Below are 13,926 nucleotides of genomic sequence, written 5' to 3' on the forward strand. Positions count from 1 at the left end.
TGGTGTTCTCGCATATCCATTATAACACCTATTTTGAATTCTGCACTATATACTTTGTTTTTTCTTCCTGTTTTACCCATAAAAATATGCACCTCCAAAAGTGTCTAACTTTTGGGGTGCATATCAAAATCTCGCCCGTTTATTTTTTCTTTATTTGCTTATCTTTTCAATTGATTCAACAAGATATCTCTGCTTTTTGAATATGAGATTTACAAGCAATGAGAGGTATTTTATTATGATTGTCAGAATTGCAAAAACACCAAAGAAGGAGCCTGTTATCACAAGCATTGTAGTGGTAAAGCCCGGAACAGGATGACCCAGCGCAAACACAAGGATTGTGTATATCCCTATGCCTATTGTTGCAAGTATCATAATTACCGTCAATATCATTGATGCACGATAGCCGATATTAGTAAAGAGCATAAGGCTGTCAAGTGCAGTTTCAAGACGTGCATCTGACGGCTTATTGGCAGACTCAAGCCTTGCGTTGTTTAGCGGCTCATATTGAATAGTATCCATTTTAAGTCCGCAATTTGCGTACAACGCCTTTCTGTACGGTATAGTTTTGCTCAATGCGTGAACACGGTTTATTGCTCGACGAGATAGTATTCTAAAAGACTCTGTGGAGAGCTTATACTGTGTTTTGGCGCTTTTGTTAAACAGCTTGTAAAACAGTTTTGAGGTTAATCTCTTTTTGCCATTTGCGGCTGTTGAAACAATATCAAAGCCTTTAAGCGAGTGATTGTATACATCCATAATCAGGGACGGGTCAAAGTCAATAATATCGCTGTCAAACTCAAACACAAAGTCGCCTATTGAAAGGTCAACGCCTGCGTTCATAGACATTTCAAGCCCTTGGAAAAATCCCATATTGACAATGCTTAACGGACATTCAAGGTACTTCTCGCCAAACTCCTTTATTTTTTTTGCACTTTCATCATATGAAGCATCATTCACACAGATAATTTCATATTTAAGAAAATGCTCCTGAAAAACGCCGTTAATTTTTTTTAAAAAATCCACAACAGTATTTTCCCTGTTGCGGACATACACAACAGCGGAAACAAAGTTTTTTTCTTTATCTTTAACCATTTTTCAACACCTCGTCCAAATCGTATACAGTATTGATTTTGCCCGACAACACAGATACAAAGGTTGGATTTTCACTGAATTTTTTAATAACTGTCGGTCTTGAATCGTCTATTTCAGACGCCTTTAAAATCGGCTTCATTGAATACAAAGAAGAAACATATTCAAAGCCTAAGCTGTCCTTAAGATATTTTCTTGCAAGATTAGACATAAACGGCCACGCACTCTGCGGCTTTGCGGGACAGTCGTTGCAGTTTCCAAGTCTTTGCGGTGTACAGAAACCGCCGCTTTTTGCCTGACACGGGAAATGCGGAACAGAGTCATAGCTTGTCATATGCGGAGTAAACGTAACCGAGGTAAGCGAATGAAGCCCCGTTTTGCCAAACGGCATTATTGAGAAGAACGGTCCGTCCATTACCGTTATTCCTGTGTTCTTGAGCTTGTCCGACACCGTACAGAGGATAATCTCGCAAAGCTCATATTTTATTCCAAACGGCTCAAATCCCATCATATCAAGTATCTGGTTAACTCCTGCATACGTTGCATTAAGAATAAACGGAGCAGAAACCTCTGATGAATCCTTAAGCCTAACACTGTAAGCTGCGCCTGTGTTTTCAATGCTTTCAATCACTGCGCTGTATTTTATTGTAACTCCCTTGTATTTTTCAAGCTCTGAAAGGAAATAATCCTTGAGTATCTGCGCATCGTAGGTGTATTCCTTAGTCAGAAATGCGCCGTCACACATACCCTCCTTGAAATAGCGGGAAACCGGCTCGTCTTCGCACATTATGTTTGCGTCTTTGCAGAACTTTTTGAATTGCTCTGCATTCGTCCAACTGAAATTAGCGCTTGTTGCATAAACCTGATCAAATTCACTGTGAACACAAAAGCCGTAATCCTTGTTGAACCTGTCAAAATATCCCCTTGACTTCACTGCTGTTGAAATAGAACGGGGATAGTGATACCCCATATGAACTCTCGCCTGATTTATATATGTAGCACGTTTAAAAGGTGCATCGTCACATTCAAGAACAAGAACCTTTTGACCGAGCTTACCGCAAAACAAAGCGGAATAAAGTCCGTAAAGTCCTGCTCCGATTATTATTTTATCATAAATCAATTACACTGCCTCCCCTGCTGTCACTTTCTCTCGCCGTATGGGAATAATTTTCTTTCGCTTGCAAATGTTGATTTATTTGTTACCTCATAAATTGTAATATTACCTTGACAGGTGTGTATTGGAATAAGACCGTAGCGTGAAACAAAATCAGGTCTTATATTCTCTGCCTTGCACACAACATAGTCCGGCGTTACAAAATTATCGGTAAGCTCAATAAGAGCGTTCGGGTCGCTTGGCTTTGACCATGGCGGTCCGAAGGTTTTTATTCCTGTATAAGCTCCAAAGGAGAACGGGTCACCCTCGTTTATGCCGCTGAAAAATACTCGTGGATTATCGTTTTTAGCTGTAACAACGCTTTCAATCTCAGCTGCCGCCGCAGGCTTGTCAAGGAGCGATTGAAGCATAACATACGGTGTGTAGCGGCTTAAATATGTTGAACCTGCCGTAACGATAAGCGCAAGGCAAACAAGCACAGTTGTAATGTTAACAACCCAGCTTTTCGAGGTTTTTTCATAGCTTTCAGCGTATTGCACAGAAGCAGACAAGGCTTTTGACTTCTTCTTTTTCCCAACGGTATCTCTGACCTTTGTAAATGCAGATATACTGTAAACAACAGAAAATAAAAACAAAATGAGCATAACAAAGGTTTCTGTGTGGTATCTTGAATCAGCAAAGCCAACAACCCAGATTCCGCAGAATTTTGCTAAGTAAACCAACACACACACTCCTGTGCTGATTAAAAGCTTTATGTGAGATGAGAAGTACAAGCCTATCTTCCTGCAATTCATAAAGCGCAAAAGCATTACTACAATCCATACAGCAAGAATTATCAACACGGCTGTCGGCAGTATCTGAGAGCCTATTCTGTCGAGTATTCCTCTCAGCTTGACATCAAAAAGGCACTTGAACCATGCGTCAAAATTATTGAAAATTGTCTGCGGCACATATGTGCTTGAATAATATCTTTGAGGTATAGACGGCGTTACCAGCCACATTGTTCCGCCGTTGTCGCTTATCCACGGCTTACCGAAGTTGACAAGCGAAAAGATAATCCAAGGCGCAGTTGGAATAAGCAGACCGCCTGCGTATTTAGCCGAATTCTTTATGCGATTGCCTTTTTCCGAGAATATTAGCATTACTATAAGGCACAGTCCTGCGGCAACAAGCGCATCAAAGCGGCAAACCATTGCACAGCCTGCCCCTACTCCTGCCAAAATACAGCTCTTTGTTTTGATACTTGGCAAATCAAGAATATAGTAGGTGAGAATAAGAATAGACAAAATAGCAAGCGGAACGCTTCTTGTTACACGCATCTCTGTGAGATACGGATCGTTTGTCACCATAAACACAGCCGCTATTGTACCTGCGTATGGGTTATTAAAATGCTTGGTAGAGATTTTGTAGAGCATTAAACAGCTTATGCAGGTAATAACAATATTCAAAATTGTGCCGCTGTAAATTTTAAGTCCGGTAAGAGAGTCAACTACCGCAACAAGGGTTGGATAAAGATATGGAAAGGATATTCCAAGCTCAGTATCAACAATATACTGACGCTGAGTTGCTACATTGTAAAAGTTACCGAAAATAGTGCGGCTTATGTCGTAGTATGAGTATGAGTCCGGTGAAAACAGGTCATATACATACAGACTGTACTCGATTGCAAAAAGCATAGCAATAAGTATTATCGCCGCACAAATGTGCTTTCCCCTGTCTTTTATCGGAAATACAAAGCCGAAGTACATCAGCACAAAAATTGCAATAAACGATATGCAAAAGAACGGCGTCGACTGACGCAGATCAATGGCGAAGCTCACCAATAGAACTGACGGTAAGAACAGAGCAATAATTTTTAAAATCTCGTTTCCCTTAAGTGCAGAAGGTATAAGAAATTTGCAAAGCAAAAGAGCAATAACGCCGAATCCGATTCCTAAAAGAATACTTGTGGGTATGTATACAGGATTTGCAACATAAGCCTGAAGCGACGTTAGAACAAATGCAGGCATCAGCACAATTGCAATATACATTATTTTTTCCAACACGTTTAGCGAGTTCAATGCGCTGAAATCTATTTTCTTGTTTGATTTTACTTTTTCCATTTTATTTACCATTTTACTTTCCATTATTTTTCGGCTTATAAGAGCCAAAAAGATTCTTGAACAGTATCTTCATAAGCTCGGCATTTCCCTTGAGCGGACTGATTTTTGTCGGCGTTTTCTCGTTTTTCGGGTACTGCCTTGTAACGGGAATTTCACAGGCTTTTAGCTTAAGCTGTGAGCATCTAACGGACAAATAAGCCAAAAGCTCGTATGTCATAAACACGTCCCTGTAAATCTGAACATCGGGATGAGTTATGTATTGTCTTGAGTAGGCTCGGTAAGCGTTTGTTGTGTCTGTAAACCACTGATGAGCCGTAAGTGAAATAACCGGTGCATGGATTAATCTGACTGATACAAGGCGCATAAGCGGAGTGTTAATTGCCTTGCCGCCCTTGACAAAGCGTGAGCCTTGGATAAAATCGTAACCCTCTTCAAGCTTTTCAATAAATCTAGGAATGTCCTCGATAGAGTCCTTGTTGTTGCCGTCTATTGTAATAAAGCCTTCATAGCCTCTTTGCTGCGCCCAGTAAAAACCCATTCTCAGCTGTGCTCCCTGCTTGCCTATATCCTGCTTTGTCAGCAGAGTGTTTACTCCAAGGGATTTTAACAGTGCTTCATCTGTACAGCCGTCCTTAGAGCCGCCGTCACAAATAATAATGTCGCAAAGCTTGTCTATATTGTTTTCCTGCGCCTTTAAAAGCTCCTTCTTAATTCTCTCACCCTCATTAATGATGGGAATTAAAACGCAGTATTTGCTGTTTTTTTCGGCGTATTCGTCACATTGGAATTTCGGCACGCCGTCTATATTTTCAAAAATCAAAGTAAAACCTCCGCAACATATTTAACGGCATTCTTAACCTGCTCAATGTTATCCTTATTGCCCATTTCAATTGAAATAAATTTATCGTAATCGAGCGTTTTAAGCTGCGAGTGAAGCTGTCTTTTTTCAATCGGCGCAAGATACGGCTCGGATATATGAATATGATTAACAAGAGCCGTATTCTCCTTGACTTCATCAAGAGTTTCATTGTTATAAATTACTGTTCCGAGGTCAAGGTTAACCATAACGCCCTTGTTTGCACACTTTCTGCAAATTTCAAAAGCGTCGTGCGTTGTGTTCATAAAGTTGGTGTTATATATCGGCGGATTTGCCTCAAGCGCAATTACAGTATCGCTTGAAGCGGCATAGTCGCCTATTATGTTAAAAAACTCTATTGCCTCAGGGATATATGTGCTGTCGGGAATTACCCTGTTTTTTGGGCATCCGAACACAAGATTGTGACAACCTGCGGCATAGGCAAAATCAACAGCTTTCTTCGTGTAGTCGATAAGCTGCTGTCTTTCCTGCTGAGAGCCGAAAATACTCTGCGTTTTGCCGTACCAGATTGACTGCATTGAAGAAATAACAAAACCGTATTGCTCGTAGATAGAGCGTGCAAAGTCTTTTATATCTTGAATTTTATCATAGGGGTTTTCGGGGAAAAGACGTGTTGGGGCAATTTCAAGACCGCAATAGCCGGCTTTACACAAAAAGGCATACATATCTGTGTCGAACTCCTTACCCCACGCAATATTTGAAATTGAGAGCTTCATAAAGCCGCCTCCTTAAGCTTCATTAAGCTGAGATTTAACAAAATTCTCTATATCACAGCTTACCTGATTCTTATCAAAAATATATCCGTCCTTACCGCCGAAAAGTGAATAATGCTTCGTTTTAAAGTCATAAAGCGGCGGGGTCTGTGCAACCTCGTTTACAAACTCTTTGCCTGTAATCCTCCTGTATATATCAGCAGTGCAAACAGGCTCAACCGCCATATTTACAAGCCTTACATCGTTTTTAATAACAATCTCAATATGCTCCCAAAGCCTTGACAGATTATAAAACTGGTACACACCACGGCTGTCGGTAAAATTAAGCGCAGAAAAGCCAATACTTAAAAATTCCTGCTTAAGTGCCGACTTAGTGCATTGGCTGCTGTCACAAAACTTATAAAAACCGTTGTCCTGTTTTTTGTAACAGCAGCGGATAAGCTCGCTTTTTGCCGACAGCTCACTATACTTTTTCTCGTTCAGCATTGACGGAATAATATTAATTAAATCAAAGATGAAATTCTTCTTTATGTTTTTGCCAAAAAGTCCGGGCAGACGGATAATATGATAATTCTCAATATTTTCGCTCACCCACTGCTCAAGGCGATATCTGTTGAGCCCGTATGGGTGCAGGTTGTCCGTATCAATCAAAACGTCCTCATCAGCGCCGTTAGGGTTTTTGTAAACGTCAATTGTCGAAATCAAAACAAGTCTTTTGGGGTTGATTTTTTTGATATTATCAATGGCATTATTTATAATTGCCATATCGCCGTCGGGGTCATTATTAGCCAAGAATTTCTCGGCACGCACACCGCTGTAAACGCACAAATCGGGGTTAAGCCCAAAAGCGTCCTGTATGTTTTTAGAATTAAAGTAATAATCAAATGTATGCTCAGCTGCAATATTTGAGCCGACAAAGCCTGTGTAACCAACTATAATATCCATATATACTATCCTCTTAGCATTAGATTTTTTGTAACATCTGCTAAGTATATAGTTTACACGAATACCGTTGTTTTGTCAATCAAACTTATTGATAAACTCCTTTGTCCTTACACTCTTAGGATTGTTGATAACCTGCTGCGCAGAGCCTTCCTCAACAATATAACCGTCCTCCATAAAGATGATGCGGTTGGACACATCTCTTGCAAAGTTCATTTCATGTGTTACAATTACCATAGTCATATGCTCCTTTGCAAGCTCCTTGATTACGGTTAGTATTTCATTTGTAAGCTCAGGGTCAAGAGCCGAAGTAGGCTCGTCAAAGAAGAGTATCTGCGGGTTCATAGCAAGCGCACGTGCTATTGACACACGCTGCTGCTGTCCTCCGGAAAGCTGGCATGGATAGGCGTTTTCCTTATCGGCAAGTCCTATACGCTTTAAAAGCTCACGGCAGCTTGCGTAGACCTCCTCCTTGTTTCTTTTTTGAACATTTATCGGCGCATGCGCAAGGTTTTTTAGCACAGTAAAGTGAGGGAACAAATTAAAGTTTTGGAAAACAAGGCTGAAGTAACCTTGAATTTCCCTGAGCTGAGGCTTTGCAGCATAAACAGATTTTCCGTTTTTATCATTCCAAGCCGCTTTTTTACCAAAGTAAATAAGCTCGCCGCTGTCCATCTTTTCAAGCATTGTAGCACATCTTAAAAGAGTTGATTTGCCAGAACCGGACGGCCCTATAATTGACACAACCTCTCCCTGGCTAACTGACACGGAGATATTTTTCAAAACCTCGTTTTCACCGAAGCTCTTTTTTATATTGTTAATTTCAAGCAGTTTCATTTTATGACCACGAAATCCTTTCACAATCATTTTATATCATAATAGCTGAATCTCTTCTCTATCTTATTCATAACAAAGGCAACAATGAAGTTGAACACAAAGTAGAACACGCCGGCAATTACGAACGGCATCATTGTTGTCTGAGCGGCTGCAATCGCCTTTGCAAGTGAGAACAGCTCAACATACGCTATTGAGAAGGCAAGTGATGTATCCTTGACAAGTGTAATAATCTCATTGGTTACAGACGGCAAAATGCGCTTGACAACCTGCGGAAAAATTATCTTAAAGAAGGTTTGCGCTCTTGTGTAGCCGAGAATCTTTGCCGCCTCATACTGACCCACCGGCATTGACTCTATACCTGAGCGGTAAATCTCTGCAAAATATGCGGCGTAGTTTAATACAAAGCCGATGATAACTGCAACAAGGCGGTATTCAAGCGAAAGCGAAATACCGAACAGGTAATACGGTCCAAAGTACACAACAAGCAGTTGAAGCATAAGAGGAGTACCTCTCATTATTGCGATATAAAGCTGAGTTATGTATCTGATTATTCTGAACCTTGACATTCTGCCAAAGGTTACTACAAGCCCAAGCGGCAAAGTGAGGATAAGCGTTATCGCAAATATTTTGATTGTTTCAAGCATACCGGACGTCATCTGCAGCAGCATATCCCAAATGCTCATTAATAGAACACTCCTTTTTCATTAATAGCAAATTAGGATGCTATTTTATACCAATCGCCCTTTTCGGAAATCAGTACTATACAGCATCCTAATAGTAAAGCTCTGTTATTTTTTATTTCTCAGCGCTCTTCTCACTGCCGAAGATTACGCTGTCGCTAAGCTCCCATTTCTTAGCTATCTCGTCAAACTTACCGTCATCAAGCATTTCATAAAGTGTGCTCTGAACCTCGTCACGAAGAGATTCGTTGCCCTTTAAGAATGCAACGCCGTACTTTTCTGTAATAATTGGTTCTGAGAGCATTACAAATTTGTCGCCACGGCTCTCAATCTGATATTTAGCAACGCCGATGTCCATTGCGATAGCGTCGACTGACTTAGCCTCAAGGTTCATAAATGCGGTGTTGTACTCAGGAATTTGCTCAAGGCTTTTGAATGAAGCTGTAAGCTCCTTGCAATCGTCGCCCTCAAGTGCCTCAAGAGCTGATGATGCAGCCTGAACAGCTACTGTTTTTCCTTCAAGGTCATCAAAGGTTTTAATGCCTGAATCCTTGGCAACTACAAAAACCTGGCTGTTGTCAACATACGGATCTGTCCATGTGTACTTATCAATTCTGTCCTCGCTCATTGTGAAGCCGTTCCAGATACAGTCGATTGTCTTTGAGCTAAGCTCCATATCCTTTGAGTCCCAATCAATCGGCTGCTTTACAAGAGTCCAGCCACGTCTGTTGCAGACCTCCTGTGCAAGGTCAAGGTCAAAGCCTACATACTCACCGTTGTCATCTCTGTAACCGTACGGAGGAAAGCTTGCGTCAAAGCCAACTGTAAAGGTTTTTTTAGCGTCAGCCTGTGAACTTGTGCTGCCGCCGCAGGAAATAAGCGGAAGAGCCAAAGCAAATGCTAACACAAGCATTAAAAGTCTTTTTGGTAGTTTTGAAAATGATTTTTTGTTCATTTTGAGTCCCTCGTTTCAATAAATTTTACTCTAATATGATAACACATCAGCGTAATAAAGTAAATAATTTTTTTGCAGGAATTTATTGTGAAATGTTAAAATTTGCGGAATTACAAATTATTATTGTTTCTGTTATTCATATATTTTTCTTTTATCACAATAAAACAAACCCACGCCGTTTTGCTCTGAACTGCGTGGGTTTAGACTACAAATTCGTCAATAATGAATTACAAATCCAAATCGTTCTTAATTAAGTCGTCATAGCTTTCCCTGTTTACTATAAGCTTGTCTGTGCCGTTGTTTACAAGCACGATAGGCGGCTTTGGGATTCTGTTGTAGTTTGAAGCCATTGAGTAGTTATATGCTCCGGTTGAAAGAACTGCTATTGTGTCGCCCGGCTCAGCCTTTGCAATCTTTGTGTTTTCCTGAATAAGGTCGCCGCTTTCACAGCACTTGCCTGCTATTGTTACAACCGTGTCAGCCTCTTTATCAGCCTTGTTAGCTGTTACAACAGTGTACTCCGACTGATAAAGCGCATATCTTATGTTGTCGCACATACCGCCGTCAATAGAAACATAGGTTCTGACATTAGGAATAGTCTTAACGGCGCCTACTGTGTAAAGCGTAATTCCGGCCTCGCCTACAATTGATCTGCCCGGCTCTATATATACAAACGGCACCGGCAAACCGTAGTGCTCTGCCTTTGAATGAACAGCCTTTGAAACAGAGTTCATATAGTTGTCATATGCAGTTGGGTTGTCATTATCTGTATACTTTATGCCGAAGCCGCCGCCGAGGTTAAGCTCGGTTACAACGTGGCCTGTTTCGTTCTTTATAGCGCCGATGAAATCCATCATAATTTCAGCGGCAGTAACAAACGGGTCTATGTCAAAAATCTGTGAGCCAATATGGCAGTGAAGCTCTGTAAGCTCAACATTCTTAAGCTCAATCGCTTCCTTAACAGCGTTCATAGCCTCGCCTGTTTCAAGAGCAAAGCCAAACTTAGAGTCAATTTGACCTGTTCTGATAAAGTTATGTGTATGAGCGTCAACACCCGGCTTAATTCTCATTGAAATCTTCTGAACCTTGCCCTTTTCAGCGCATATTCTGTCAAGTGTTTCAAGCTCTGTCAGGTTGTCAACAACTATTTTGCCAATATTACTGTCAACAGCAAAGCACAGCTCGTCATAGGTTTTGTTGTTGCCGTGAAAGTGGATATTCTCAACCGGAAAGCCTGCTTTTAAAGCTGTGTAAAGCTCGCCGCCCGACACAACGTCAAGACCCATATTCTCTTCCTTTGCAATCTGGCACAAAGCCTTACAGCTGAGAGCCTTGCTTGCGTAAAGAGCAAGACCGTTGCCGTTGTAGTGCCTTTTGAAGGAATCAACATAGGACTTGCATGTGTTGCGGATTACATTTTCGTCAAGTACATACAGCGGTGTGCCGTACTTCTTTGCAAGCTCCACGGTATCACAGCCGCCGATAGTAAGGTGACCCTTTTCATTTGTGTTTAAACAGTCATTAACAAACATTTTCTACATCTCCTTATCAGATATATTCTTCAATTTTCTCTTGAAGATATTGCAGTATTTCCTCTTTCCCATCCCCTTTAAGTGCCGAAAAAGGAAATACAGGTACGCTTCCGAAGTCGCTGAAAATCTCGCCGAACAGTTCCGTCTGTTTTTGTTGCTCGGTTTTATTCAGCTTGTCCCTTTTAGTCAACACAACTATGAACGGCAGACGGTTATGGCTAAGAAAATCAAGCATATTCATATCGTCTGCTGTCGGCTTGTGCCGCATATCAATAATCTGCACTACAACGCAGAACTTTCTCTCTCCTGCAAAATAGCCCTCAACAAGGTCTGCCCAGCGTTGCTTTTCAGACTGCGAAACCTTTGCATAGCCGTAGCCGGGTAAATCGACAAACTTCGCCTTTTTATCAATATCAAAAAAGTTTATTGTCGCCGTTTTGCCAGGAGTTGCGCTTACTCTGGCGAGGGCTTTTCGATTAAGCAGCTTGTTTATAAGCGATGACTTACCTACGTTTGACCTGCCGGAAAAGATAATCTCCGGCAATTCAGACGGCGGCAGCTGCTTTGAAGTACCGTAAGCCGCCTCAAAGACGGAATTATTAAGGTTAATCAAAATATCCCTCCTATTGCTTAGCAGCGGCTTTTGAGATTTTGCCCGTTTTGCCGCTTTCAAGCGCAAGCTTTATTACCTGTGAAATTGAGTTGACAGGCACAAAGTTTATTGAGCTTCTCACCTGCTCGTCAATTTCAGAAATATCGGACACATTGTCCTCAGGGAAAATCACTGTGTCAACACCGTAGCGGTACGCAGCCATTGATTTTTCCTTTAGACCTCCAATCGGCAGCACTCTGCCACGCAGAGTAATCTCGCCTGTCATTGCTATATTCGGCTTGACAGGGCGTTTTGTCAAAGCTGAGGCAACAGCTGTCGCCATTGTGATACCCGCTGACGGACCGTCCTTTGGAACTGCTCCTTCAGGGGCATGAATATGAATATCGTATTTTTTATAGAAGTCCTGTTCAATGTGCAGTGTATCCGCCATTGTGCGTATACAGGTAACGGCAGTCTTTGCCGATTCCTGCATTACATCACCGAGAGAACCGGTAAGCTCGATTTTACCTGAGCCGTTCATCACCGCAACCTCAATCGGCAGCGTTTCTCCGCCGACAGACGTCCAAGCAAGACCTGTGACAACACCGACCTCGGAATTTTTTTGAGCCTTTTCCGTCTTATACTTTATCGGACCGATAAGCTTTTCAATCTTTTTCGGAGTAACTGTCAAGGATTTTGCCTCACCCTCAACAAACATTATAGCCGCCTTTCTTAAAAGCTCAACTATTCTGCGCTCTAAGCTGCGGACGCCGGCTTCTCTTGTGTAGCCGTCAATCAAAGTGTAAATTGCCTCGTCACTGATTTTAAACATCTTTTTTGTTATCCGGCAATTCTTCATCTGCTTTGGGATAAGATGATCCTTTGCAATATGGAACTTCTCTTCCCTTGTGTAGCTGTCAAGGGTGATTACGTCCATTCGGTCAAGCAGAGGTGCCGGAATCATTGACTGATCGTTTGCAGTTGTAATGAACAGAACCTTGCTCAAATCAAAAGGCATATCTATATAGTGGTCATAGAATTTATTGTTCTGCTCGCTGTCAAGCACCTCAAGCAATGCAGAGGTTGGGTCGCCCTTGTAGTCGTTACCAAGCTTATCAATTTCATCAAGGACAAGAACGGGGTTATTTACCCCTGCTGCTTTTATTGCATTTATTATTCTGCCCGGCATAGAGGCGATATAGGTTCTCCTGTGACCTCGGATTTCGGATTCATCACGAACACCGCCAAGAGCGATTCTCTGGCACTTTCTGTTTATAGCCTGAGCTACCGATTGTGCGATTGAGGTTTTGCCGACTCCCGGAGGGCCTACAAGGCAGAGAATCTGACCCTTTATATCAGGTGACAGCTTTCGGATTGCAAGGTTTTCAAGGATATTTTCCTTAACCTTCTTAAGCCCGTAATGATTTTCATCAAGTACCTCACGTGCCGACAAGATATCTATCTTCTCCTCGGTGCTTGTGTTCCACGGCAGTTCAAGGCAAGTATCAATATATGTGCGCATTACGGTTGCTTCCTGTGAGCCGTATGGCATTCTCTCTAATCTATCACATTCCTTTAAAAGCGTCTTTTCATTTTCCTCGCTCAGGTGAAGCTCTAAAATCTTTGAGCGCAAATCCTCAATCTCAGCGTAGTCCTCGTCCTCGGCACCTATTTCAGACTCAATCACCTTAAGCTGTTCACGAAGATAGTATTCACGCTGGGATTCATCTATTTTTTCTTTGGCTTGCTTCGCTATGTTCTCCTGAATGCTCAGTATGTAAAGCTCCTGCGTCAGACAGTCAACAAGCGTTTCAAGACGCTTAGTCGGCTCGTCTATTTCAAGAATTTCCTGCTTTTTCTGATAAGGAAGATTTGAATTTGCTGCAATGAAGTTTGCTAAATCCTCAGTAGCCGTAATAACGTTTAGCTTATACAAAAGCTCTGCCGGTGGTTTTGGGGCGTACATTAGGTATCTTTCAAATATATCCTTTGCGCTTCTGATTATCGCTATATCGTATGAAGTCGGCTGGTCATAATAATCCGGCTGAATATTAGTAACAGTAGCAGACATATATGACGGTGCGTTTATCACGTTTTCAACGCTTGCACGGCACATTCCCTCAACAATTACTCTCACTGTTTCATCAGGCTGCTTTATAACCTGCACTACCTGTGCAATTACGCCGACTGAATATATATCATTCTGCTTAGGCTCTAAGCAATTTATATTTTTCTGTGTTGCAATAAAAATAACTTGGTCACTTTTCATAGCCACTTCAATCGCTTTAGCAGACTTTTTTCTACCTATATCAAAATGAAGCTTCATTTTCGGAAAAAGAACCAAGCCACGAAGCGGCAGCATTGGCAACGTAAGCTCTGTGGTTTCAGTCAAAGTTTTACTCATTTTATCCCTCCCTGTGCACACAAAGTTGTAAAATTAACCGCATTGTAATAAAATTTTGCCATTTTGACAGGTTGTTGGCGGGTTTTACC

Annotated in this window: 12 protein-coding genes; all 12 read right to left on the reverse strand. The window is 41.6% G+C overall.

Annotated features, from left to right (window positions below; genetic code table 11):
* Positions 1-150: 150 nt before the first annotated feature.
* Entirely contained in the window at positions 151-1,092 is a 942-nt protein-coding gene (locus tag GMA13_RS08915; protein WP_255883523.1) for a glycosyltransferase, read from the reverse strand.
* Positions 1,085-2,209 carry an FAD-dependent oxidoreductase gene (locus GMA13_RS08920; RefSeq protein ID WP_255883522.1) on the reverse strand — a complete coding sequence of 375 codons (1,125 nt, stop codon included), beginning with the start codon at positions 2,207-2,209 and terminating at the stop codon, positions 1,085-1,087. Before GMA13_RS08920 ends, GMA13_RS08915 begins: the two co-directional genes overlap by 8 nt.
* A 20-nt stretch (positions 2,210-2,229) precedes the next feature.
* Complete coding sequence (locus GMA13_RS08925) at positions 2,230-4,317, reverse strand: glycosyltransferase family 39 protein (protein ID WP_255883521.1); 2,088 nt, start codon at positions 4,315-4,317, stop codon at positions 2,230-2,232.
* Position 4,318: 1 nt separating this feature from the next.
* Positions 4,319-5,125, reverse strand: a complete 807-nt coding sequence (locus GMA13_RS08930) for a glycosyltransferase family 2 protein (RefSeq protein ID WP_255883520.1) — start codon at positions 5,123-5,125, stop codon at positions 4,319-4,321.
* Positions 5,122-5,898 carry a sugar phosphate isomerase/epimerase gene (locus tag GMA13_RS08935; protein WP_255883519.1) on the reverse strand — a complete coding sequence of 259 codons (777 nt, stop codon included), beginning with the start codon at positions 5,896-5,898 and terminating at the stop codon, positions 5,122-5,124. Before GMA13_RS08935 ends, GMA13_RS08930 begins: the two co-directional genes overlap by 4 nt.
* A 12-nt stretch (positions 5,899-5,910) precedes the next feature.
* Positions 5,911-6,840, reverse strand: coding sequence for an NAD(P)-dependent oxidoreductase (locus GMA13_RS08940; RefSeq protein ID WP_255883518.1), 930 nt, complete (start codon positions 6,838-6,840; stop codon positions 5,911-5,913).
* Between the two features lie 75 nt (positions 6,841-6,915).
* Positions 6,916-7,674 carry an amino acid ABC transporter ATP-binding protein gene (locus tag GMA13_RS08945; RefSeq protein ID WP_305119729.1) on the reverse strand — a complete coding sequence of 253 codons (759 nt, stop codon included), beginning with the start codon at positions 7,672-7,674 and terminating at the stop codon, positions 6,916-6,918.
* A gap of 26 nt (positions 7,675-7,700) precedes the next feature.
* The gene (locus tag GMA13_RS08950) at positions 7,701-8,357 is read right to left on the reverse strand and encodes an amino acid ABC transporter permease (protein WP_255883517.1); all 657 of its coding nucleotides are present in this window, start codon (positions 8,355-8,357) and stop codon (positions 7,701-7,703) included.
* 112 nt (positions 8,358-8,469) lie between these two features.
* On the reverse strand, positions 8,470-9,309 hold the full coding sequence (locus tag GMA13_RS08955) for an amino acid ABC transporter substrate-binding protein (RefSeq protein ID WP_255883516.1): 840 nt from the start codon (positions 9,307-9,309) through the stop codon (positions 8,470-8,472).
* Between the two features lie 227 nt (positions 9,310-9,536).
* The gene (lysA, locus tag GMA13_RS08960; RefSeq protein WP_255883515.1) at positions 9,537-10,841 is read right to left on the reverse strand and encodes a diaminopimelate decarboxylase; all 1,305 of its coding nucleotides are present in this window, start codon (positions 10,839-10,841) and stop codon (positions 9,537-9,539) included.
* 16 nt (positions 10,842-10,857) lie between these two features.
* Positions 10,858-11,451 (reverse strand): ribosome biogenesis GTP-binding protein YihA/YsxC, encoded by a 594-nt coding sequence (gene yihA / locus GMA13_RS08965; RefSeq protein WP_255883527.1) that lies wholly within the window; start codon positions 11,449-11,451, stop codon positions 10,858-10,860.
* A 13-nt stretch (positions 11,452-11,464) separates the two neighbouring features.
* The gene (gene lon, locus GMA13_RS08970) at positions 11,465-13,837 is read right to left on the reverse strand and encodes an endopeptidase La (RefSeq protein ID WP_255883514.1); all 2,373 of its coding nucleotides are present in this window, start codon (positions 13,835-13,837) and stop codon (positions 11,465-11,467) included.
* Between the last annotated feature and the right edge of the window lie 89 nt (positions 13,838-13,926).

It is taken from the genome of Ruminococcus sp. zg-924 (genome assembly GCF_024433635.1).
GTDB lineage: Bacteria > Bacillota > Clostridia > Oscillospirales > Acutalibacteraceae > UBA7067.